Annotated in this window: 17 protein-coding genes; 7 read left to right on the top strand and 10 right to left on the bottom strand. The window is 64.6% G+C overall.

The window, feature by feature from the left end; translation table 11 throughout:
- Positions 1–152 precede the first annotated feature (152 nt).
- Both G3N95_RS39750 and G3N95_RS39745 read right to left on the bottom strand, forming a co-directional pair.
- On the bottom strand, positions 153–494 hold the full coding sequence (locus G3N95_RS39750) for a hypothetical protein (RefSeq protein ID WP_205975539.1): 342 nt from the start codon (positions 492–494) through the stop codon (positions 153–155).
- Between the two features lie 142 nt (positions 495–636).
- Entirely contained in the window at positions 637–1,371 is a 735-nt protein-coding gene (locus G3N95_RS39745) for an arylesterase (protein ID WP_205975536.1), read from the bottom strand.
- Between G3N95_RS39745 and G3N95_RS39740 the strand changes: the two genes are divergently transcribed.
- Positions 1,370–2,056, top strand: a complete 687-nt coding sequence (locus G3N95_RS39740; RefSeq protein ID WP_205975535.1) for an ABC transporter ATP-binding protein — start codon at positions 1,370–1,372, stop codon at positions 2,054–2,056. The two genes, G3N95_RS39745 and G3N95_RS39740, sit on opposite strands and share 2 nt — an antisense overlap.
- A 100-nt stretch (positions 2,057–2,156) precedes the next feature.
- Here G3N95_RS39740 and pgi read toward each other — a convergent pair whose 3' ends face one another.
- From pgi to G3N95_RS39725, 3 genes are all read right to left on the bottom strand, one after another.
- Entirely contained in the window at positions 2,157–3,779 is a 1,623-nt protein-coding gene (gene pgi / locus G3N95_RS39735) for a glucose-6-phosphate isomerase (protein WP_205975534.1), read from the bottom strand.
- A gap of 269 nt (positions 3,780–4,048) precedes the next feature.
- On the bottom strand, positions 4,049–5,641 hold the full coding sequence (locus G3N95_RS39730) for an NAD(P)H-hydrate dehydratase (RefSeq protein WP_205975533.1): 1,593 nt from the start codon (positions 5,639–5,641) through the stop codon (positions 4,049–4,051).
- A 111-nt stretch (positions 5,642–5,752) separates the two neighbouring features.
- Positions 5,753–7,054: an FAD-dependent oxidoreductase gene (locus G3N95_RS39725; RefSeq protein ID WP_205975532.1), complete on the bottom strand. Its 1,302-nt coding sequence runs from the start codon at positions 7,052–7,054 to the stop codon at positions 5,753–5,755.
- A 473-nt stretch (positions 7,055–7,527) separates the two neighbouring features.
- Here G3N95_RS39725 and purL point away from each other — a divergent pair, with 473 nt between their 5' ends.
- Positions 7,528–11,607 carry a phosphoribosylformylglycinamidine synthase gene (gene purL, locus G3N95_RS39720; protein WP_205975531.1) on the top strand — a complete coding sequence of 1,360 codons (4,080 nt, stop codon included), beginning with the start codon at positions 7,528–7,530 and terminating at the stop codon, positions 11,605–11,607.
- A gap of 891 nt (positions 11,608–12,498) precedes the next feature.
- Here purL and G3N95_RS39715 read toward each other — a convergent pair.
- The 4 genes from G3N95_RS39715 to G3N95_RS39700 form a co-directional block, all read right to left on the bottom strand.
- Positions 12,499–13,278, bottom strand: a complete 780-nt coding sequence (locus G3N95_RS39715) for a peptidylprolyl isomerase (RefSeq protein WP_205975530.1) — start codon at positions 13,276–13,278, stop codon at positions 12,499–12,501.
- 10 nt (positions 13,279–13,288) lie between these two features.
- Entirely contained in the window at positions 13,289–13,603 is a 315-nt protein-coding gene (locus G3N95_RS39710) for a BolA family protein (RefSeq protein WP_028365489.1), read from the bottom strand.
- Between the two features lies 1 nt (position 13,604).
- Positions 13,605–14,135, bottom strand: coding sequence for a septation protein A (locus G3N95_RS39705; RefSeq protein WP_205975529.1), 531 nt, complete (start codon positions 14,133–14,135; stop codon positions 13,605–13,607).
- Positions 14,136–14,370: 235 nt separating this feature from the next.
- Complete coding sequence (locus tag G3N95_RS39700) at positions 14,371–15,927, bottom strand: protein adenylyltransferase SelO (protein WP_205975528.1); 1,557 nt, start codon at positions 15,925–15,927, stop codon at positions 14,371–14,373.
- A 138-nt stretch (positions 15,928–16,065) separates the two neighbouring features.
- Between G3N95_RS39700 and G3N95_RS39695 the strand changes: the two genes are divergently transcribed.
- The 4 genes from G3N95_RS39695 to G3N95_RS39680 all read left to right on the top strand — a co-directional run bounded on the left by G3N95_RS39695 (position 16,066) and on the right by G3N95_RS39680 (position 21,956).
- Complete coding sequence (locus G3N95_RS39695; protein ID WP_205975527.1) at positions 16,066–17,763, top strand: 3-(methylthio)propionyl-CoA ligase; 1,698 nt, start codon at positions 16,066–16,068, stop codon at positions 17,761–17,763.
- Positions 17,764–17,942: 179 nt separating this feature from the next.
- Complete coding sequence (locus tag G3N95_RS39690; protein ID WP_205975526.1) at positions 17,943–20,027, top strand: 3-hydroxyacyl-CoA dehydrogenase NAD-binding domain-containing protein; 2,085 nt, start codon at positions 17,943–17,945, stop codon at positions 20,025–20,027.
- A gap of 21 nt (positions 20,028–20,048) precedes the next feature.
- Positions 20,049–20,675 carry a bifunctional nicotinamidase/pyrazinamidase gene (gene pncA, locus G3N95_RS39685; protein WP_205975525.1) on the top strand — a complete coding sequence of 209 codons (627 nt, stop codon included), beginning with the start codon at positions 20,049–20,051 and terminating at the stop codon, positions 20,673–20,675.
- A 102-nt stretch (positions 20,676–20,777) separates the two neighbouring features.
- On the top strand, positions 20,778–21,956 hold the full coding sequence (locus G3N95_RS39680) for an acetyl-CoA C-acyltransferase (RefSeq protein WP_205975524.1): 1,179 nt from the start codon (positions 20,778–20,780) through the stop codon (positions 21,954–21,956).
- A gap of 61 nt (positions 21,957–22,017) precedes the next feature.
- Here G3N95_RS39680 and G3N95_RS39675 read toward each other — a convergent pair whose 3' ends face one another.
- Positions 22,018–22,266: a DUF2945 domain-containing protein gene (locus tag G3N95_RS39675; protein WP_241019203.1), complete on the bottom strand. Its 249-nt coding sequence runs from the start codon at positions 22,264–22,266 to the stop codon at positions 22,018–22,020.
- Between the two features lie 140 nt (positions 22,267–22,406).
- On the opposite strand from G3N95_RS39675, the gene G3N95_RS39670 reads away from it, so the two are divergent.
- Positions 22,407–22,895 (top strand): SH3 domain-containing protein (locus tag G3N95_RS39670; protein ID WP_346778445.1); only part of this gene is annotated, 489 nt, incomplete at its 3' end.

The raw sequence follows: 22,895 nt of genomic DNA, 5'->3' as shown, positions 1-22,895 counted from the left end.
ATGGTTCGACCGACTAGGCCTACCCCGTCTCTCCTGACCTCAACTTCCCGAACCGCCCGGTGCGGACCCGCATGCCGGGTGGTGTGGCAGGGGCGTAGCCTGTTGGCTACCCCCTATGCCGATTTCGCTTCCCGAGAAGCGTCAGGGATGCATTACAGGCAGGCGCTGATATCGCCCGTCGCGTCGCTGCCGGCGCCGCCAGCAGCGCGGAACCCAACCCATGTGCCGCCGCCCTGATAGGCCGGACGCACGATGGCGGCCGCGCCGTTCGGCGGTTGCTGGCCCGGGACATACACGTCCATCGCTGCGTCGTTGGCCATCGTGTTTTGTGCCACGACCTGCTGTTGCGTCTTGTCAGCCCACTTCTTGGCAATGCACTGGCCGACGACCTTCGGCGGCTGCTGGCTGGTGCCGACGGACTGCACGCCGGCGGGCGGCTGTGCTGCACAAGCGGAAATGGCAACAGCCATAGCGATAATCGGTAAGTATTTCACGTTCGTTATCTCCTTCCAGAAATCGCTCACATAGAGCCGGTTGTCGAATTCAGGTGAATCTGTCTGATCGACGTGCGTGGTCATGTTCCCAATCGTTCGGAAACAGGTTGTCAGCGCGTGCCGGCATGTCGCGGCAACGCGCTCATTGAGGCGAGATGTGAAGCAGCGGCTTCAGCGCTGGCCACACGTTGTCCAGTAGCAGGGGCTGTGCCCGTTGTGTCGGATGAATCTGATCCGACTGGAACATGTCCGGCTTGTTTTCGATGCCGGCGAGCAAGAACGGCACGAGCGGCACGCGCAACTGTTTCGACAGTTGTCCATAGAGTGCATGGAACTTCTGCGTGTAGTCGGGGCCGTAGTTGGGCGGCACGTACATACCGACGAGCAGAACCTTCGCGCGACCTTGCTGCGCCTGTTCGACGATCGTACGCAGGTTGTCCTCCGTCGTGCTGAGCGGGACGCCGCGCAGCGCATCGTTGGCGCCGAGTTCGACGATCACGATGGCGGGCTTCAGCCGCTGCATCAGCGCGGGCAGGCGGGCGCGTCCGCCGCTCGTGGTATCGCCGCTGATGCTCGCATTCGCAACGTTATAATCGATCTGCGCATTCGACAGACGCTGACGCATCAGAGAAACCCAGCCTGTATCGCGGGGCAAGCCGTATTCCGCGGAAAGGCTGTCGCCGAGTACGACGATGGTCGGCTTCGACAGTTGTGTGTTGCTGCCCGCCGGGCTCATGGCTGCTGTCGCAGTCGGGCTCGTGGTGCCCGCCGCATGAGCGGGCATCGAAAACGTCGCGGCGAACAAGAATGGGAAACACGCCGCAGTCAGCGCCGTGATGGACGCAATGGCGCGTACTTTCAACCTACGCTTCACCATGCAAAAGAAAACCGATCCAGTCATCGAAGTGCGGGGTTTGTGCAAGAGGGTTAAGGACGCGACGGGTGAGCTGACGATCCTCGACAACATCGACCTGTCGATTCGCGCGAGCAGCCGCGTGGCGATCGTCGGCGCGTCGGGCTCGGGCAAGTCTACGCTGCTCGGCCTGCTCGCGGGATTGGACAGCGCGACGTCCGGGTCGGTTCGTCTGCTCGGCCGCGAACTGACGGAGCTCGACGAGGACGGCCGGGCCGCGTTGCGCAATGGCTCCGTCGGGTTCGTGTTCCAGTCCTTCCAGTTGATGCCGCATTTGACGGCGTTCGAGAACGTGACGCTTCCGCTCGAGCTGCAAGGTGGACTGGCCGCACGCGACGTTCATGCGCGTGCGCGGACACTGCTGACGCAAGTCGGCCTGGGCGAGCGCATGCGGCACTATCCGAAGCTGCTGTCGGGCGGCGAACAGCAGCGCGTGGCGCTGGCGCGTGCGTTCGCCACGCATCCCGCCATTCTCTTCGCCGATGAGCCGACGGGCAGTCTCGACGCGGCGACGGGCCACGCGGTCATCGATCTGATGTTCGAGATGAATCGCGCGAACGGCGCGACGCTCGTGCTGGTGACGCACGATGTCGAACTGGCGCGCCGCTGCGATACCACCGTGACGATCGAAGCAGGGCGCCTCATCTGAGCGCGCATTGCAGTCGAAGAAAAAACGGGCCTTCCTGACGAAGGCCCGTTTCGTTTCGAACGTGTGAGTGCGCGAACGCACCCGATCAGCGCTTCGATGATCAGCGCTTCAAGGCAGCGCGTGCACGCGCGATCAACGCGGACGTGGACGAGTCGTGCTTCTTTTCATCGACGCTCGCCGCCGTGAGATCGGCTTCGACCACCTTGCCGAGGACCTTGCCCAGTTCGACGCCCCACTGGTCGAACGAATTGATGTTCCAGACCGTGCCTTGCACGAGCACCTTGTGTTCATACAACGCGATCAACGCGCCGAGCGAACGGGCGGTGAGGGCGTCGACGAGCAGCGTCGTGGTCGGACGGTTGCCGGGGAACATGATGTGCGGCACGAGTTCGGGCTTGTCCGGACCCGCCACCTTTTCGGCTTCTTCCCGCGTGCGGCCGAGCATCAGCGCTTCGCTTTGCGCGAAGCAGTTTGCGAGCAGCTTCGGATGATGCGAGACGAGGGGATGTTCGGGCGTGAGCACGGCGACGAAGTCGATCGGGACGATGGTCGGCCCCTGATGCAGCATCTGGAAGAACGCGTGCTGACCGTTCGTGCCCGGCTCGCCCCACGTAACGGCCGACGTGTCGTACGTGACGAACGACCCGTCCAGACACGCCTGCTTGCCGTTGCTTTCCATCTCCAGCTGCTGCAGGTACGACGGCAGGAAGTGCAGCGCTTCGGAATACGGCGCGACCAGATAGCTCTGCGAACCGAAGAAGTTGCGATACCAGATGCCGATCATGCCCATCAGCACGGGCAGGTTGCGTTCCAGCGGCGCGCTGCGGAAATGCTCGTCCATCTCGTTCGCGCCCGCGAGCAGTTCGTCGAACTGCTTCGGACCGACGGCGATCATGATCGACAGGCCGACGGCCGACCACAGCGAATAGCGCCCGCCGACCCAGTCCCACATCTCGAACACGTTCTCCTGGGCGATGCCGAACTTGACGACTTCGGCGGGATTCGCCGACACGCCGACGAAGTGCTTCGCCAGCTCGCCCGCCGGGCAACCTTTCTGGAGGAACCAGTCGCGCAGCGAGTTCGCGTTGGTCATCGTTTCGAGCGTCGTGAAGGTCTTCGAGACGATGATCGCGAGCGTCTCCTCGGGATCGATCTGTTGAAGCACGCGATACAGATCGGCGCCGTCGACGTTCGATACGAAGTGCGTGGAAATCTCAGGCGTGGCGAGGTGGTGCAGCGCGTGCACGACCATCTTCGGACCAAGATCCGAGCCGCCGATGCCGATGTTCACGACATGGCGAATCCGCTTGCCCGTGTAGCCCGTCCATTCGCCGCTGCGAACCTTGTCGGCGAACGCCGCCATTTTTGCGCGCTCGGCCTGTATCTTGCCGTAGAAGGGGGCCGTCGGATTGCTCGCGCGCAGCGCCGTGTGCAGGACCGCGCGGCCTTCCGTCGGATTGACGGTGTCACCCGCGAACATCGCGTCGCGGCGCTTCTCGACATTCGCTTCGCGTGCGAGCTGTACGAGCAGCTTCAGCGTTTCGTCGGTGATGCGGTTTTTCGAAAAATCGGCTGCGAGACCGCCGCCGGCGATGGTGAAGCGTTCGGCGCGCGTCGGCGCGGGATCGTTCTCGGCTGCAAACCAGTCGCGCAGGCGCGCATCGCGAATCTGTCCGTAGTGGGTCTGCAGCGAGTTCCAGGCGGGGAGCGAGTTGAGAGTCATAACCGTCCGTCTAACGAAGGAAAACGAATGGCCGGCCGCGCGTCAGGCGTGCCGGGGGTGATCTGCAGACGCGCAGTTGGCTGAGCGGTCCGGTCGCCGGATGCGCGGCGGCGTGTCCCGTGCCCCGTCAGCGGGCGCCTGCAGTTCGCGTCGCGGCCGTTGGACGGCCGCACGACGCAGTCAATCAGTATAGCGGGCCAGGATGACAGCCGGGATAGACGGGCATGCACGCCAGATAACGGGAAGCCCGGCGCGGCACGTGCGTGCCGTCAATCCCGCAACGGATAGACGAGCCGATTCAACAGCTTGCGCACCATCGGCGCCAGTTCGCCCGCCGTCAGACCTGCGGGGCCTTTGCCGCGCGCGGTGAGCCTGTCGGCCGCGAGGCCATGTAGAAAGACGCCCGCGAGCGCTGCTTCATAGCGCGGCAACCCCTGGCCGAGCAAGGCGCCGATCAGGCCGCCGAGCACGTCGCCCGTGCCGCCCGTCGCGAGCGCCGCATTGCCCGTCGGGTTGACGGCGACGCGCCCGTCCGGGGACGCGATCACCGTGCCCGTGCCTTTCAGCACGGCGACGCACGTATAACGCGCCGCAAGCTCGCGCGCTGCCGCCATCCGGTCGCGCTGCACGTTTTTCGCGTCCGTGCCGAGCAGGCGCGCCGCTTCGAGCGGATGGGGCGTCAGCACGCACGGATCGTTCGCGATCTCGCCGCGCTGCTTCACGGCGGCGGCGAGTTCGGCATGATCGGCGACCAGATTCAGCGCGTCGGCATCCAGCAATTTCGGAACATTCAGGGGCAACACATCGCGCAACACGCCGACGGCACGCTCGCGCTTGCCCATGCCGCAGCCGATCGACAGCGCATCCATTGTCGCGAGCGGTAGCTCGTCCAGCGGATGGAGCATCAGTTCGGGGTGTGGCGGATCGTACGGCGGACTGCCCGCGCCCACGAACGCGACGTGCACCTTGCCCGCGCCGGCGTACAACGCCGCCCGCGCGGCAAGAATGGGCGCACCACACATGCCCGTGTCGCCGCCCACGACGGCGAGACTGCCGAACGTGCCTTTGTGCGTCGAGAAATCGCGCGGCGGGAAATACGGGACGAACAGGGCAGGTCCGTTCAGGCGGACAGCCGGCTGACGCGGCCCCTCGACGCCGATCGGCGCCACGGTCACGTCGCCTGCCAGATCGCGTCCCGAGGCCATGAACAGCCCTGGCTTGGCGCCGATGAACGTGACCGTGTTCGTCGCGCGCACGGCGACGCTGCCGTCGACGACGTTGCCCGTGTCGCTGTCGAGCCCGCTCGGCACATCGAGCGCAAGCACGCGGCCACGCGTTTTCGCGCGCGCCGACAACTGCCCGGCGATCGACGCGAACACGCCTTCCAGCGGCCGCGCGAGACCGATACCAAACATGCCGTCGACCACCCAGCCGTAACGATCGAACGAAGCAGGCACGGCGTTCGAGATGGCGACGCCCGCGGCACGCGCTTCGGCGAGCGCCCAGCGGGCATCGTCAGGCTTCACCTCGACGGGCATGCAGACTTCCACTGCGACGCCCGCTCGCCGCAACTCCGCCGCCACGACGAGCGCATCGCCGCCGTTATTGCCGGGTCCGGCGACGAGCCATACCGGCTGGTACGGATCGGCTAAACCGTCGTGCGCGATATGTTCGAGCAGGAAGCGCGCGCCCGCGTGCCCGGCGCGTCCCATCAGCGTGTGGGCGGGGAGGGTCGCTTCGGCGTCTTTTTCGAGCGCGCGCAATTCAGCGACGCTCAGCAGCGTGAACGGCCGGTCGTACGGGTTGATGAGGATGGCTTGAGCCGGCGGAAGCGAGGGAATGGCGAGAGGGAAATCGGTCATGGCAGCCTACGAGAGCAACAGGGTATGCCCATGGTAGTTGCATTGCGCGTGCCGATGCCAGTGCGGCTAAAGGCATAGGACGAATGACCGTCCTATGCCGTGTTCTCGTGCTCAGGCGTTGAAGCGTTCGGGGCGAAGCGCCGCGATCGTGTCGGGCGGCAGGTCCGAAGGAGCGCCGGATACGAGGCTTGCGATCAGCTTGCCCGAACCGCAGGCGAGGCCCCAGCCGACAGGGCCGTGTGCTGCATTCACGTAGAGCCGCGGATGCAGCGCGTTGCCCGTCACGGGCAGGCCGTCCGGCGACAGCAGCTTCACGCCTTCCCACGGCAGCGCCGCCGAAATGCGCGCGGCACCCGGCACCCAGTCGTGCGTCGCCTGACTCAGCAGCGCGAGCGCTTCCTTCGTGAGCGGCTCCGGCAGCGGCTGGCGCGTCTGGCTCGCGCTTTGCAGCACGGCGCCGCCGGCAATGCGCAGCCGATGATTGCTGCGCGTGATCGTGATGCGTTTGACGGCGTCGATCACCGTCGTGTGCGGCGCGAATTCCTCGCGCGCGACAGGCGCGACCAGGTTGTGCAGCCGCAGCGGATGCAGCGGCAGGTTCAGACCGAGCTTCTCCAGCAACGCAAGGCTGCCGACGCCCGCCGCGACCACCACGGCATCCGCGCTGATCACATCGACTTCACGCGAACGCGCCGATTCGCCGTTCGCGGGCGCCAGTTCGACGGCGGCACGCTGGTTGTCGAGACGGATGCCCGTCACTTCGCGCCCGCACTGGAACTGCACGCCGCCTTGAGAATCGAGTGTCTGCTTGATCAGCTTCGCGAACAACGGGCAGTTCGCGGTGCCCTCGTCGTCGAACAGCACGCCGCCGGCGAAATGCGGATCGAGGGGAATCGAATGCTCAATGGTCTGACATTCCTGCGGGCTCAGCACGTGATGCGGCACCTCGAACTGCCGCAGCAGGTCGAGGGCAGGCTGGGTGTGCTCCCAATCCTGCTGGCTGCGCACCAGATACAGCTGGCCCTTCGACTGCTCGAATTCCAGGTTGAAGTGATGTTCGATTTCGTCGAGCGACTCGCGCGCCGATTCGATCAGCGGACGCAGCAATGCATATTGCTTCTTGAAGGCCTCGGGTTCGGCGAGCGCCGACAGCTTGCGGATGAAATCCCGCACCGGCCCGTTGAAGCCCGTTTTCTTGATGACGCCGCTTCTGGACGCCTGACGGTGCTGCATGAAGGTCGGTCCGAACCAGACATCGAGCGGCGTGGGCAGCAGCGTGCCGCCGTGTCCATAGGTGGCGCCTTGCGCGACGGTGGCGTGCCGTTCGACGACGCACACCCGGTGACCGGCCGCGCGAAGCTGATAGGCGGTGGCGACGCCGACGATCCCGCCGCCAATAACGATGACATCCATGATTAATTCGTATTGCCCGCGGCACGCGTGGGGCCAGGCGTATTTCGCGACATGCGGCGCAGCGCGACAGCCGATACTGCGCCGATCTGATGAAAGGCGGAATGATAGCAGCCAAACGACCCGCCCGGCAGGCTGCCGTTCGGCACGGAAAGAATCGTTCGATGCCGGTACGCGGGGCCGCCGCGATAGCTGAAAACGGTGCAAACGGCCTAGCACATCTGGCCGGAAGTGCGTCCCAAAATGATGCGGGAAAGCGCGGGCGCCGCGTGCAGGCACAACAGACGCATGTCACACGGGTATGCAGCCCAGGTCTGCCGGGGTTTTCCCGGGTTATAATCTCGGACTCCCTTACGCCTCACGTCGCCCCCACGCGCGACTGTCCGAGCGCTTGCCTGAAGCAATCGAGCAAGCAACCGAGCAAACAATCGCGGGCGGCACCCAGCGACGCAACCGATCGACGCAACGTCAAGTTCATGGCCCACTTCTCGTGTTTCCCCGGCGCTTCGGCCCTTTCCGATTTCCGTCAAACCCGTCTGCTCGATACGTTGTCGCGCATCGACGCCAGCATCGTCGGCGTGCGCGGCCAGTATCTGCATTTCGTGAATTCGCAGACGCCGCTTTCCACGGAAGACAGCGCGAAGATCGAAGCGCTGATGCACTACGGCGATCCGTTCGATGCGGGCAAGGACAAGGGCGCGGTCGAGACCTTCCTCGTCGTGCCGCGCTTCGGCACCGTGTCGCCGTGGGCGAGCAAGGCCACGGACATCGCGCACCATTGCGGTCTCACGCATGTGCGGCGCATCGAGCGCGGCGTCGAGTACACGGTCGTGCTGAAAAGCGGACTGCTCGGCGGCAAGAAGGCCTTGTCGGATCAAACGCGCGCGGCCGTCGTCGCGGCGCTGCATGACCGCATGACGGAAAGCGTCGCGCCGTCGCGCGATCAGGCGATGCATCTGTTCGACGAACTGCCCGCCAAGCCGCTGCAAACGGTCGGCGTGCTGACGGACGGCCGCAAGGCGCTGGAGAAGGCGAACTCGGAACTGGGCCTCGCGCTCGCCGAGGACGAAATCGACTATCTCGTCGACGCGTTCACGAAGCTCGGCCGCAATCCGACCGACGTCGAACTGATGATGTTCGCGCAGGCCAACAGCGAACACTGCCGCCACAAGATTTTCAACGCGAGCTGGACGATCGACGGCGAAGCGCAGGACATGTCGCTGTTCAACATGATCCGCAACACGGAAAAGCTCAATCCGCAGGGCACGATCGTCGCGTATTCGGACAATTCGTCGATCATGCAGGGCGGCATGGCCGAGCGCTGGTTCCCGCGCAAGCCGGCGAACGCGGGCGAGCCGGGCGAACGCTACGGCCGTCACACCGAGCTGACGCACACGCTGATGAAGGTGGAGACACACAACCACCCGACGGCCATCTCGCCGTTCCCGGGCGCCGCGACGGGCGCTGGCGGCGAAATCCGCGACGAGGGCGCGACGGGCCGCGGCGCGCGTCCGAAGGCGGGTCTTACGGGCTTCACCGTGTCGAACCTCGAGCTGCCCGACGCGCGCGAGCCGTGGGAAAACGCGCGCGACACGAACCAGCCCGTCGGCCATCGCAACGCCGCCGACCACTTCGGCACCTACGGCCGTCCCGACCGCATCGCGTCGCCGCTGCAGATCATGATCGACGGGCCGCTCGGCGGCGCCGCGTTCAACAATGAATTCGGCCGTCCGAACCTCGGCGGCTATTTCCGTACCTACGAGCAGAACGTCGCCGGCCGCGTGCGCGGCTATCACAAGCCCATCATGATCGCGGGCGGCCTCGGCAACGTGTCCGACCAGCACACCCACAAGCACGATCTGCCCGCCGGCTCGCTGCTGATCCAGATCGGCGGTCCGGGCATGCGCATCGGCATGGGCGGCGGCGCGGCAAGCTCGATGGCGACGGGCACCAATACGGCCGAACTCGACTTCGATTCCGTGCAGCGCGGCAATCCGGAAATCGAGCGGCGCGCGCAGGAAGTGATCAACTCGTGCTGGCAACTGGGCGAGGGCAACCCCATCCTGAGTATTCACGACGTCGGTGCGGGCGGTCTGTCGAACGCCTTCCCGGAACTCGTCGATGGTGCGGACAAGGGCGCGCTGTTCGAACTGCGCAAGGTCCAGCTGGAAGAAAGCGGCCTGTCGCCGCGCGAAATCTGGTCGAACGAAGCGCAAGAGCGCTATGTGCTGGCCATTCCGCCGTCGCGCCTCGAAGAGTTCGCGGCCATTTGCGAGCGCGAGCGCTGCCCGTTCGCGGTGGTCGGCACGGCCACGGCCGAGCGTCAGCTGAAGCTGATCGACGCCGACAAGGCGGACGGCAGCGCGCATGAACCCGTCGACATGCCGATGGAAGTGCTGCTCGGCAAGCCGCCGCGCATGCATCGCGACGTGAAGCGCGAGTCGACGCCGCTGCAACCCGTCGACGTCACGCATATCGCGCTGCACGAGGCGGCTGTCAACGTGCTGCGTCACCCGACGGTGGCGAGCAAGTCGTTTCTGATCACGATCGGCGACCGCTCGGTGGGCGGCACGACGGCGCGCGACCAGATGGTCGGTCCGTGGCAGGTGCCCGTCGCCGACTGCGCGATTACGACGGTCGATTACGCGGGCTTCCGCGGCGAAGCGATGACGATGGCGGAGCGCACGCCGCTGGCCGTGATCGACGCGCCGGCGTCGGGCCGCATGGCCGTCGGCGAAGCGGTGACGAACATCGCATCGGCGCCCATCGCGTCGCTCGACAAGCTCAAGCTGTCGGCGAACTGGATGGCCGCGTGCGGCAGCGCGGGCGAAGACGCGGCGCTCTACGACACGGTGAAGGCGATCGGCATGGAACTGTGCCCGGCGCTCGGCATCGGCATTCCCGTCGGCAAGGACTCCCTGTCGATGCGCACGAAGTGGGCGGACGCCGGCGTCGAGAAGGAAGTGGTTGCGCCCGTGTCGCTGATCATTTCGGCGTTCGCGCCCGTCGAGGACGTGCGCCGTCATCTGACGCCGCAACTGGCGAGCGTCAAGGAAGCGGGCGAAACGATGCTGATCGCGATCGACCTCGGCCGCGGCAAGCATCGTCTAGGCGGCAGCATTCTGGCGCAGGTCACGCAGCAGGTGGGCGACACGGTGCCGGACGTCGACGATGCCGAAGACCTGAAGCGCTTCTTCGCGGCGATCCAGGCGCTCAACGCGGACGGCAAGCTGCTTGCGTATCACGACCGCTCGGACGGCGGTTTGTGGGCGACCGTCTGCGAAATGGCGTTTGCGGGTCACGTGGGCGTGTCGCTGAACGTCGACATGCTGACGCTCGATCCCGATCACGAATCCGACTACGGCGACGCGAAGGACTGGGCGAAGCAGACCAGCGGCCGTCGTGAAGACCGCACCATCCGTGCGCTCTTCAACGAAGAACTGGGCGCGGTGGTGCAGGTGCGTGCCGCCGATCGCGACGCGGTGCTCGCCGCGCTGCGCGAGCATGGTCTGTCGGCGTGCTCGCATGTGATCGGCAAGCCGAACACGAACGACATGATCGAAATCTACCGCGACGCGAAGAAGATTTTCGACGCGCCGCGCGCCGAGCTGCATCGTACGTGGAGCGAGGTGAGCTGGCGTATCGCGCGTCTGCGCGACAACCCGGCATGCGCCGACGCGGAATTCGACATGCTGCTCGACGCAGCGGATCCTGGCATGCAGCCGCATCTGTCGTTCGATCCCGTCGAGGACGTTGCTGCACCGTTCATCGGCAAGGGCGCGCGTCCGCGCGTCGCGATCCTGCGCGAGCAGGGCGTGAACTCGCACCTCGAGACCGCGTATGCATTCGACCGTGCGGGCTTCGATGCGCACGACGTTCACATGAGCGATCTGCTGTCGGGCCGTGCCACGTTGGCCGATTTCGCGGGCGCTGTCGCGTGCGGCGGCTTCTCGTATGGTGATGTGCTGGGTGCGGGCGAGGGCTGGGCGAAGACGATCCGGTTCAACGCGCAACTGGCGGACATGTTCGCCGCGTTCTTCGGTCGCAGCGACACGTTTGCGCTCGGCATCTGCAATGGCTGCCAGATGATGAGCAGCCTCGCGTCGATGATTCCTGGCGCGGACGCCTGGCCGAAGTTCACGCGCAACAAGTCCGAGAAATTCGAAGCGCGCTTCTCGCTGGTCGAAGTGCAGTCGTCGCCGTCGATTTTCTTTGCGGGCATGGAAGGCTCGCGGATTCCTGTTGCCGTTGCGCACGGCGAGGGTTTTGCGGACTTCTCGCAGCAGGGCGATGCGTCGCGTGTCGCGGTGGCGATGCGGTATGTCGATCATCGCGGTCAGCCTACTGAACAGTATCCGTTCAATCCGAATGGCTCGCCGGTGGGGATTACGTCGGTGACGACCGCGGATGGGCGTTTTACCGTGCTGATGCCGCATACGGAGCGCGTGCACCGCAATGTGCAGATGAGCTGGCATCCGCAAGCATGGAAGGAGAGTGCGACGGACGGCAGTCCGTGGATGCGGGTGTTTCAGAATGCTCGTAAGTGGTTAGGGTAAGCTTTTTGCGCCTGCGCGGCGCGGGCGGTTTTTGCGTTCGCGTTCGCGTTGGTTGTCAGGTTTGCCTGTTTTTTCGCTGGCGTCCGCGTTTTGCTTCTGGTTTGCTGGCGTCGCCCCTGTGCGGGGCGGCACCTACTTTTCTTTGCAGCGGCAAAGAAAAGTAGGCAAAAGAAAGCCGCTAACACCGCCAATCCTTGTTGCCGCCTGCGGGCCCCCAACAGTTCCTGCGCTTCGTACGGCAACGCGCTATTTTCATGCGCGTTGCCAGCGTGCTAACTGCATGCATCACCCACTTCACGCTCCCGCGTCACTAACAGCCTTGTCAGACGTCCACGGCCGCCCAGGTGGCAAACTATGTGCAGGCCGTCGCGATCGAAATGCACCACTCCGGACTGAAAAGCGGGATCGGTGTCGTAGGAACGCGAACGCGTAAGGTGCGACAACCTACACACAGTTTGCCACCTGGGCGGCGCAGACGATTTGCTGCCGCTGGCTGCACTACGGGTGACTGGAGTGGGTGATGCGCCGCTTCAAGGCGTTGGCAACGGGCGCAAAACAATGCGTTGCCGTATGGAGTGCGGGACCCGGTGGGGGCCCGCAGGCAACAACACGGGCTGGCGGTGTGAGCCCGCTTTCTTTGCTTACTTTCTTTGCGGCGGCAAAGAAAGTAAGTGCCGCCCCGCACAGGGGCAACGCATGAAGCACGAAGGCAAATTGCGGATGCCAGCGAAACGCAACGCGGATGCCAGCGAAACACAACGCGGATGCCAGCGAGAAAAACCAAACCGCGCATGCGCGTTAACCTCGCCCCGCGAAGGCAAAAAGACAACACCAAAAGCAAAAAACAAAAAAGCCGCCCGAAGGCGGCCTCCTTCAACCGAACTGCAAAGGTCACTGAACCTTTGCCTTACCCCGCAGATCCTCTTCGAAAGCCTGCAGCTTTTCCTGCTGCATCTGCTGCGCGATCTGCGCCTTCACCTGCTCGAACGGCGGCGGCGGCGTCTGACGCACGTCGTCCACGCGAATGATGTGCCAGCCGAACTGCGTGTGCACCGGCTCATCCGTCATCTGGCCTTTCTGCAGCTTCTCGGCGGCAGCGGCAAACTCAGGCACGTAAGCCTTCGGGTCCGACCAGTCGAGGTCGCCACCGTTCTTGCCCGATCCCGGATCCTTCGAGAACTGCTTCGCCAGATCTTCGAAGCTCGCGCCACCCTTGATCTTCGCGATCAAATCCTTCGCCTGCTGCTCGTTCTCCACCAGGATGTGGTGCAGGTGATATTCCTTGCCGCCAATCTGCTTCACCAGCTCGTCATACTTCGCCTTCACTTCGGCATCCGTCGGCTGGTTCTTCTTCACATAGTTCTCGATCAGCGCGCGCAATACGACCGTCTGCTGCGCAACGGCAACCTGCGCCTTGACTTCCGGCTTCGACGGAATGCCTTCGCGGATCGCTTCCTGCATCAGGATCTCGCGGTTCACGAGTTCTTCACGAACAGCCTGTTGCAGCTTCGGCGAATCCTGTTGACCCTGTTGCACGAGTTGCGCAACCAGCGCATCGGCGCGCGACTTCGGAATCGGCGTGCCGTTCACGACGGCGATGTTCTGTGCAAATGCAGGCGCGGCCGCGAATGCAGCCAGCAAAACCCAGTAACGGGTGTTTTTCAAGGTCATCGGAAGTTTCCTAACGGGACAGCAAATTGAATTCTTCTGGCGTGTAAGCCGTGATGGCGAGAGCGTGAATGCCGCGTTGCATGGCATCGGCCAGCGCATCATACACCATGCGGTGCCGCGCCACGCGAGCCTTGCCGGCAAAGGCGCCTGCCACGATCGTCACCGCGTAGTGCCCGCCCGCCGACGCGCCCGCATGCCCCGCATGCAGCGCGCTGTCGTCTCGCACGGTGATCGAATCGACGGGCGCGAGCGCCGCCGTGATGCGCGCCTCGATCAGCGCAATGCGCTCGGCGGGACTCGCGTGAAGGAATACGTCGTCGCTCATGTCACTCTTCCTTCATGTACTTCGACAGCCACAAACTCTGCCCGACGATGAATACGACGAGGCAGCCCGTCGCGCCGAACAGCTTGAAATTGACCCACGCATCCGTCGAAAAGTTATACGCGACAAACAGATTGAGAATGCCGAGCAGCACGAAAAAGACCGCCCACACATAGTTCAGCTGACCCCAGATACGGTGCGGCAACTCGATCTGCTTGCCCATCATCGCTTCGATCAGGTTCTTGTTGAACGCGAGCGCGGACACCACCAGCACGACGGAAAACGCCCAGTACAGCACGGTCGGTTTCCATTTGATGAAGGTATCGTTGTGCAGCACGAGCGTCGCGCCGCCGAACACGGTGACGACACCGAGGCTCACCCACAGCATCGGGTCGACCTTGCGGTGCCGGAACGCGACCCACGCGATCTGCACGAGCGTGGCGCCGATCGCAACGGCTGTCGCCGTGAAGATACCCCACACCTTGTACGCGACGAAGAACAGGATGATCGGGAATAGATCGAACAGGAATTTCATTGTCGGGTTGGAAATCCGGAGAGTGTTGGGCGCATCGTGCGCGCGGTCGGTGGTCGTATCGCGAGGCGTCGCGTGCCTGGCGGACACAGCCAGGGCGGCCGTCCGACAGGCGCTGGCTTGCGCCGGCATGACACTCACACCGCACGCGATGCTATCTGGGCTCGAATTGTAGCGCAGCCGGGTTGGGGCGGTCGCGCGAGCCCGCCTGCGCGAAACGGCGCGAACCGCCACTGGCTCAAGACGAGCAACTCACTTCGAGCGACGACGCCCAGTCGGGCGGCAAGCCCGCATAGGCCTCGTGCTCGGGCTGTTCGTCGAACGGGCGGCGCAGCACGTCAGCGAGGCGTTCGACTTCCGAGAAATCCTTTTCCTTCGCCTGGCGGATCGCGTTTTCAGCGAGGTGATTGCGCAGCACGTACTTCGGATTGACGCGGTTCATCGCTTCGGCGCGCGCGGCGTCGTCGCGTGTTTCATGCGACAGACGAGCGCGATAGTCGTTCGCCCATACGTCGAACGCGGCGCGGTCGAGAAACAGGTCGCGCGCGGGCGCATCGCCGCTTGCATCGTGTTTCGACAGCTTCGACAGGTTGCGGAACGTCAACGTGAAGTCGGCGCGGTTCGCATGCATGATCTCGAACAGCTTGTTGGCAAGCGTATCGTCGCCTTCGCGCTCCGTCTCGAGGCCGAGCTTCGCGCGCATGCGAGCTTCGAGCGCGGGCGCAAAGCGCGCCTTGAAGCCTTCGAGCACGCGCTGCGCGTCCTGCACCGCGCGTTCGCTGCGTTCGGCCTCGCCGTAACGCGCGCCGAACAGCGGCAGCAAACCCTGCGCGAGGCAGAAGAGGTTCCAGTACGCGATCTGCGGCTGCATCCGGTACGCGTAACGTCCCTGCGAATCCGAGTGGTTGCAGATGTGATTCGCGTCGAAGCCGTCCATGAAGCCGAACGGACCATAGTCGATCGTGAGACCGAGGATCGACATGTTGTCCGTGTTCATCACGCCGTGGCAGAAGCCGACTCCCTGCCATTGCGCGATCAGATCGGCCGTTGACAGCACGGCTTCGTTCAGCAGCGCGAGATAGGGATCCTCGGCGTCGCGGCACGCCGGATAGAAGCGGTCGATCACGTGATCGGCGAGCGATCGCAATGCATCGACGCGATCGTTCGCATAGAAATGCTCGAAGTGCCCGAAGCGCACGAAGCTCGGCGACACGCGCGTGACCACGGCGGCCGTTTCCATCTCTTCACGGCGCACGGGTTGATCGGAGCCGATCACGCATAGTGCTCGCGTGGTCGGAATGCCGAGGTGGTGCATCGCTTCCGAGCACAGATATTCGCGGATCGACGAACGCAGCACCGCGCGGCCGTCGCCCATGCGCGAGTAGGGCGTGCGTCCGCCGCCCTTGAGCTGCAACTCGAAGCGCCGGCCGTCGTGCTCGGCTTCGCCGAGCGTCAGTGCGCGTCCGTCGCCGAGTTGACCCGCCCACACGCCGAACTGATGCCCCGAATACACCGATGCATACGGCAGCGACGCAGACGGCCAGTCGCGCGTCGTGTTGCCGGAGAAAAATTCGGCGAAGCCCGGCGCGCTCGCGAGCGACGCGTCGAAACCGAGCATCGTCGCGACGTCCGGCGCGAAGCCGACGACGTACGGCGCGGGCAACGGCGCCGCGGGCAGGCGTGTCAGAAAGACGTTCCCGAGCGCGGCGAAACTGCCTTCACGCTGATTGTCGATGGCGCCTGCCGCCGTCGACATGGGACCGGATAACCCTGCATTGCATGGGGAAAACGACATATTGAGCGCCTCTTTATTAACCGATATTGTAAGTCCGCCCCCGCCGCGCTGCAGGGCGCGCATCGTCGGCGCATCGAAAGCGCCATTCGAACCGGGCGAAACGAATAGAGACAACACGATACTGGGAGACACCCGCGTATGACGACGCCGCTCTATGGACAGATGATGGACGTGCCCCTCACGGTCTCTTCGCTGCTGGCGCATGCGTCGCGCCACTTCGGCGCCACGGAGATCGTGTCGAAGCGCATCGAGGGCGACGTGCATCGCTATACGTATAGGGATTGCGAGCGGCGCGCGAAGCAACTGGCGCAGGCGCTGATGGCGCTCGGCGTCGAAGCGGGCGACCGGGTCGGCACGCTCGCATGGAACGGCTACCGACATCTGGAAGCGTACTATGGCACGACGGGTTTCGGCGCTGTGTGCCATACGATCAATCCGCGGCTCTTTCCCGATCAGATCGCCTACATCGTCAATCACGCCGACGACCGCTACGTGCTGTTCGACATCACGTTCGCCGCGCTCGTCGATGTGCTCGCGCCGCAGTGTCCGAACGTGCGCGGCTGGATCGCGATGACGGACGAAGCGCACATGCCGCGCATGTCGACGGCCGTATCGAGCTATGAAGCGCTGCTTGCACGCCACGACGGCGCGTTCGAGTGGCCCGCGATCGACGAACGTTGCGCATCCAACCTTTGCTATACGTCGGGGACGACGGGCAACCCGAAGGGCGCGTTGTACTCGCATCGCTCGACGGTGCTGCATGCGTTCGGCGCGTCGCTGCCGGATGCGATGGGCCTGTCCGCGCGCGACGCCGTGTTGCCCGTCGTGCCGATGTTCCATGTGAACGCGTGGGGCATTCCGCATGCGGCGCCGCTGACGGGCGCGAAGCTCGTGTTGCCGGGCAAGGATCTCGACGGCAAGTCGCTGTACGAGCTGATGGAGGCGGAACGCGTCACGTACTCGGCGGGCGTGCCGACTGTGTGGCTCGGCTTGCTCAACCATGTGCGCGACGCAGGCGTGAAGTTTTCGTCGCTGGAGCGCACGGTGATCGGCGGCTCCGCCTGTCCGCCCGCGATGATCAAAATGTTCCGCGAAACCTATGGCGTCGAGGTGATACACGCGTGGGGCATGACGGAGATGTCGCCGCTCGGCACGCTGTCGAAGCTCACATGGGAGCAGTCGCAGCGTTCGCCCGACGAGCAGCGCAAGCTGCGCGAAAAGCAGGGCCACGCGTTGTACGGCGTCGACATGAAGATCGTCGGCGACGACGGTCGCGAGTTGCCGTGGGACGGCGTCGCGTTCGGCGATCTGCACGTGCGTGGGCCATGGGTGATCGACCGGTATTTCCGCAGCGACGCGTCGCCGCTCGTCGACGGCTGGTTTCCGACAGGCGATGTCGCGACGATCGACCAGGACAGCTTCCTGAACATCACCGACCGCAGCAAGGACGTGATCAAGTCGGGCGGCGAGTGGATCAGTTCGATCGATGTCGAAAACGTCGCGGTCGCGCATCCCGCCGTCGCCGAGGCCGCGTGCATCGCGTGTGCGCATCCGAAGTGGACCGAACGGCCGCTGCTCGTCGTCGTCAGACGTCCCGACGCGCACGTGACACGTGAAGAGTTGCTCGCGTTCTATGAAGGCAAGCTCGCGAAATGGTGGATTCCCGACGACGTCGTGTTCGTCGACGAACTGCCGCACACGGCAACGGGCAAGCTGCAAAAGCTCAAGCTGCGCGAGCAGTTCCGCGCGCACGTGCTGCCGTCGGCGCTCGGCATCGAAGACTGCCCGTTCGACGAAGCCGCGCCCGCCGGCGATGCGAACTCCGGCCGCGCATAAACCTCGAAAACCTCGGGTTTACGCCCACGCCGATGGCTATCGTCTGAATTGAACGATCGTGCTTTTTTGTGTATTCTGCCTGCTGTCGCAAACGAATGGCGAAACAGCGGACAATGGTCCGCATGTTTTCATCCGGCTCGCGCGAATGAAGCGCGGCCGCATCGCATGGAGGCAGGCAGATGGCAGTGGACTACACGACACACGACGGCGTTGCCGTCATCACGCTGAACAATCCCCCCGTCAACGGACTCGGCCTGTCGACGCGCACGGGCATCGTCGAGGGCATCGAGCGCGCGCAAAACGATCCCGCCGTCAAGGCGATCGTGCTGACGGGCGCAGGCAAGGCGTTCTCGGGCGGCGCCGACATCACCGAATTCAACACGCCGAAGGCGTTTCAGGAGCCGACGCTGGCGACGGTCATCAAGGCCGTCGAAGGCAGCGCGAAGCCCGTCGTCGCGGCGATCCACAGCGTCGCGATGGGCGGCGGCCTGGAACTGGCGCTCGGCGCGCACTATCGCGTCGCGGCGCCAGGCGCGCAGATCGCACTGCCCGAAGTGAAGCTCGGCATTCTGCCGGGCGCAGGCGGCACGCAGCGTCTGCCTCGCGCATTGGGACTCGAAGCGGCGCTCAACATGATCGTGTCGGGTACGCCCGTGATGTCGGAGAAACTGGCCGGCACGCCGATCTTCGATCAGTTGGTGGAAGGCAATCTGCTGGAAGGCGCGCTCGCGTTCGCGCGCAAGGTTGGCGCACAGAGCGGCCCGTATCCGAAGATTCGCGACCGCAAGATCGAGCATCCGAACGCAGCCGGCTTCATCCAGTTCGCGCGCAATAGCGTCGCGGGCGTCGCGAAGCAATTCCCTGCGCCGCACAAGTGCATCGATGCGATCGAAGCAGGTGTGCTCAAAGGCTTCGAGCAAGGCATGAAGGTGGAGCGCGAATGCTTCCTCGCGCTCGTGCAGACGCCGGAGAGCAAGGCGCTGCGTCACGCGTTCTTCGGCGAGCGCGCGGCGAGCAAGATCCCCGACGTGCCGTCCGACACACCCGTGCGCAACATCAAGAAAGTGGGCGTGATCGGCGCGGGCACGATGGGCGGCGGCATCGCGATGAACTTCGTCAACGCTGGCTTGCCCGTCACGCTGCTGGAGACGAAGCAGGACGCGCTCGACCGTGGGGTGGCGACGATCCGCAAGAACTACGAAGCCACCGTCAAGAAAGGCAAGCTGACGATGGAAGCGCTCGAACAGCGCATGTCCCTCATCACGCCGACGCTGACGTACGAAGCGCTGAGCGACGCCGACCTCATCATCGAAGCCGTGTTCGAAGAACTCGGCGTGAAAGAGCAGGTGTTCACGCGTCTCGACGAAGTTGCGAAGCCGGGCGCGATCCTCGCATCGAACACGTCGACGCTCGATCTGAACAAGATCGCCGCGTTCACGAAGCGGCCGCAGGACGTCGTCGGCATGCACTTCTTCAGCCCCGCCAACGTGATGAAGCTGCTCGAAGTCGTGCGCGGCAAGGACACGGCGAAGGACGTACTCGCCACCGTGATGCAGGTCGCGAAGAAGATCCGCAAGACGGCAGTGGTGTCGGGCGTGTGCGACGGCTTCATCGGCAACCGGATGATCGAGCAGTACGTGCGCCAGGCGCTCTTCATGCTCGAAGAGGGCGCGCTGCCCGCGCAGGTCGACAAGGCAATCGAGAAATTCGGCTTTGCGATGGGCCCGTTCCGCATGAGCGATCTGGCGGGCAACGATATCGGCTGGGCGATCCGCAAGCGGCGCTACAAGGAAGAGCCGGACATGCGTTACTCGAAGATCGCCGACCGTCTGTGCGAGGCCGGCCGCTTCGGGCAGAAGACGGGCGGCGGCTGGTACGACTACAAGGCGGGTGACCGTAACGCATATCCGTCGAAGCCGATCGACGAAATGATCGTTGCGCATTCGAAGGAACTGGGCATCGAGCGGCGCAAGATTTCCGACGACGAGATCGTCGAGCGCCTGATGTTCGCGCTCGTCAACGAAGGCGCGAAGATTCTCGAAGAGGGCATTGCGTCGAAGGCGTCCGATATCGACATGGTGTATCTGACGGGCTACGGCTTCCCGCTCTACCGCGGCGGCCCGATGCTGTACGCGGATGGCGTCGGACTCTACAACGTCGAGCGCGCGATCCGCCGTTATGCGGCGCAGCCGAACGGGGATGCCTGGCAGATTGCCGCCGGCATCGTCGAGCGCGCGGCGCAAGGGCGCGGATTCAACAGCTGATCGAGCCGGGCGGGATTTGCGATGAAAGATGCCAATGAAGTTCTGCTCGTCGTCGACGTGCAGAACGACTTCATGCCGGGCGGTGCGCTCGCCGTCGCGCACGGCGACGAGATCGTGCCGCTCGTGAACCGGCTTGCACGCCGCTTCAGTCATGTCGTGCTGACGCAGGACTGGCATCCGCCGTCGCATGTTTCGTTCGCCGCGAATCACGCGGGACGCCAGCCGTTCGAGACGATGACCTTGCCGTATGGCGAGCAGGTGCTGTGGCCGACGCATTGCGTGCAGAACACGCCGGGCGCCGCGCTGCACGCGGACCTCGACATTCCGCATGCGCGCGCGGTGATCCGCAAGGGGCATCACGCCGGCGTCGACAGCTACTCGGCGTTTCTCGAAGCCGATCGCACGACGCCGACGGGGCTCGCGGGTTATCTGCGCGACACGGGCGTGACGCGCGTGTGGTGCTGCGGACTCGCCACCGACTATTGCGTCGCGTGGTCCGCGCTCGATGCACGCGCGGCGGGCTTCGAGGTCGCTGTGATCGAGGACGCCACCCGCGCGATCGATCTGAACGGTTCGCTCGACGACGCATGGCGTGCGATGGGCGCCGCGGGTGTCGAACGCGTGCAAGCGGCGGATGTCCTCGCCTGAGCCGCGCAGCGCGAACCTCACACATTCATTTGAAGCGTAAATCGTTACGTCGGACGGGAGCAAGCGCTCAAGCCACCGCTCCCATCGACATTGGAGACATGCATGACTGACGCCGTAATCGTATCGACTGCCCGCACGGGCCTGGCCAAATCGTGGCGCGGCGGGTTCAACATGACGCATGGCGCGACGCTCGGCGGACATGTGACGCAAGCCGCCGTCGAACGCGCGAAGATCGACCCGGCGCGCGTCGAGGACGTGATCATGGGCTGCGCGAATCCGGAAGGCGCGACGGGCTCGAACATCGCGCGGCAGATCGCGCTGCGCGGCGGCTTGCCCGTGACGGTGCCGGGTATGACCGTGAACCGCTTCTGCTCGTCGGGCCTGCAGACCATTGCGCTGGCTGCGCAGCGCGTGATGGTCGGCGAAGGCGACGTGTACGTCGCGGGCGGTGTCGAGTCGATCTCGTGCGTGCAGAACGAAATGAATCTGCACATGCTGCGCGAAGGCTGGCTGATGGAGCACAAGCCGGAAGTCTATTGGTCGATGCTGGAGACCGCCGAAAACGTTGCGAAGCGCTACGGCATCTCGAAGGATCGTCAGGACGAATACGGCGTGCAGTCGCAGCAGCGCGCGGCAGCCGCGCAGGAAGCCGGGCGCTTCAACGACGAGATCGTGCCGCTGACGGTGCTCGCCGGCGTCGCTGACAAGGCGAGCGGGCGCATGTTCACGAAGGAAGTGACGGTCGCCGCCGACGAAGGCATCCGCGCGGATACGACGCTCGAAGGCGTATCGAAGATCCGTACCGCGCTGCCCGGCGGCGTGATCACCGCAGGCAACGCGAGCCAGTTTTCGGACGGCGCGTCGGCGTGCGTGGTGATGAATGCGAAGCTCGCTGAGCGCGAGGGCCTGCAACCCATGGGCATTTTCCGCGGCTTCGCCGTCGCCGGCTGCGAGCCGGACGAAATGGGCATCGGTCCCGTATTCGCCGTGCCGAAGCTGCTGAAGCAGGCGGGTCTCAAGGTCGACGATATCGGTCTGTGGGAACTGAACGAAGCATTCGCCGTGCAGGTTCTGTACTGCCGCGACAAGCTCGGCATTCCGAACGAACGGCTGAACGTCAACGGCGGCGCGATTGCCGTCGGACATCCGTATGGCGTGTCGGGCGCGCGTCTGACGGGGCATGCGCTGATCGAAGGCAAGCGGCGCGGCGCGAAGTTCGTCGTGGTGACGATGTGCATCGGCGGCGGGCAAGGCGCGGCGGGGTTGTTCGAAGTCGTCTAAGACGCTTGCTGCGTGTCACGTCAACTGAAAGCCCGCGTACGAAAGTGCGCGGGTTTTTTTCTTACTCGTGCTTGTTCCGGCGTCGGCGTGCGGGCGTTTTATGCAAAGCTTCCGCACGGTGGAAGGCACGCTTGCCGCTTTTTTCGCTTTCCACTTCGTCATGCGCGTCGTCTTTCGATACGGCGACCGTGTGGCCATCGAATTCCGTATACGTCGTGATCGCGCGGCCTGCCGTCGTCCATTGCGGCATGTTCCAGCTTACGCGGTCGCCTGTTTTCAGATGGCTGCTGATGCTGCGCTCCCGATGCATCGTCTGCCGATTTCCGCTGCATGCGCCGTTCCTGGCGACAGCGCGCAGTCAGGCACAGGATTCGCTGGCTGGTGTTAGGGTTGAGGTGCTTCGTCGGCCACAAGGCCGCGAAGCACCAACAGGAGAACATAAGGGAGAACATGATGCGAATGCGGGTTGCATGCGCGGCGCTTGCGGGGACGTTGACGATGGTATCGGGTGCGGCATCGGCGCAATCCGAGGCTTACACCAGCACGCCTGTTTATCTGTACGCGGGACCGGCGCAGGATTACCCGATCGTTGCGCAACTTCCGGCTGGGCAGCCCGTGACCGTCTACGGCTGCGTGGGCGGTTATACGTGGTGCGACGTGTCGATTCCGCAGGCGCGCGGCTGGGTGTATGGCGGCGATCTGGCGTATCCGTACCAAGGCAGCAATGTGCCCGTCATGACTTACGGGACGGCGATCGGCTTGCCGCTGATCACGTTCTCACTCGGCACGTACTGGGGACATTACTATCGGGAGCGTCCGTGGTATCCGGATCGCTCGCGCTGGGAGCATCATGCGCCGCCGCCCAACCGGCCTCCGCCGCCGGCGCATCCGCCGCCCCCACAAGGCGCGAACCGTCCGCCGCCCGCATCGCCGCCGCCT

The organism is Paraburkholderia sp. Tr-20389 (genome assembly GCF_017104565.1).
Classification (GTDB): Bacteria; Pseudomonadota; Gammaproteobacteria; order Burkholderiales; family Burkholderiaceae; genus Paraburkholderia.
Note: the sequence above shows the minus strand (reverse complement) of the source record. Positions and strands in the feature narration are given on the sequence as shown.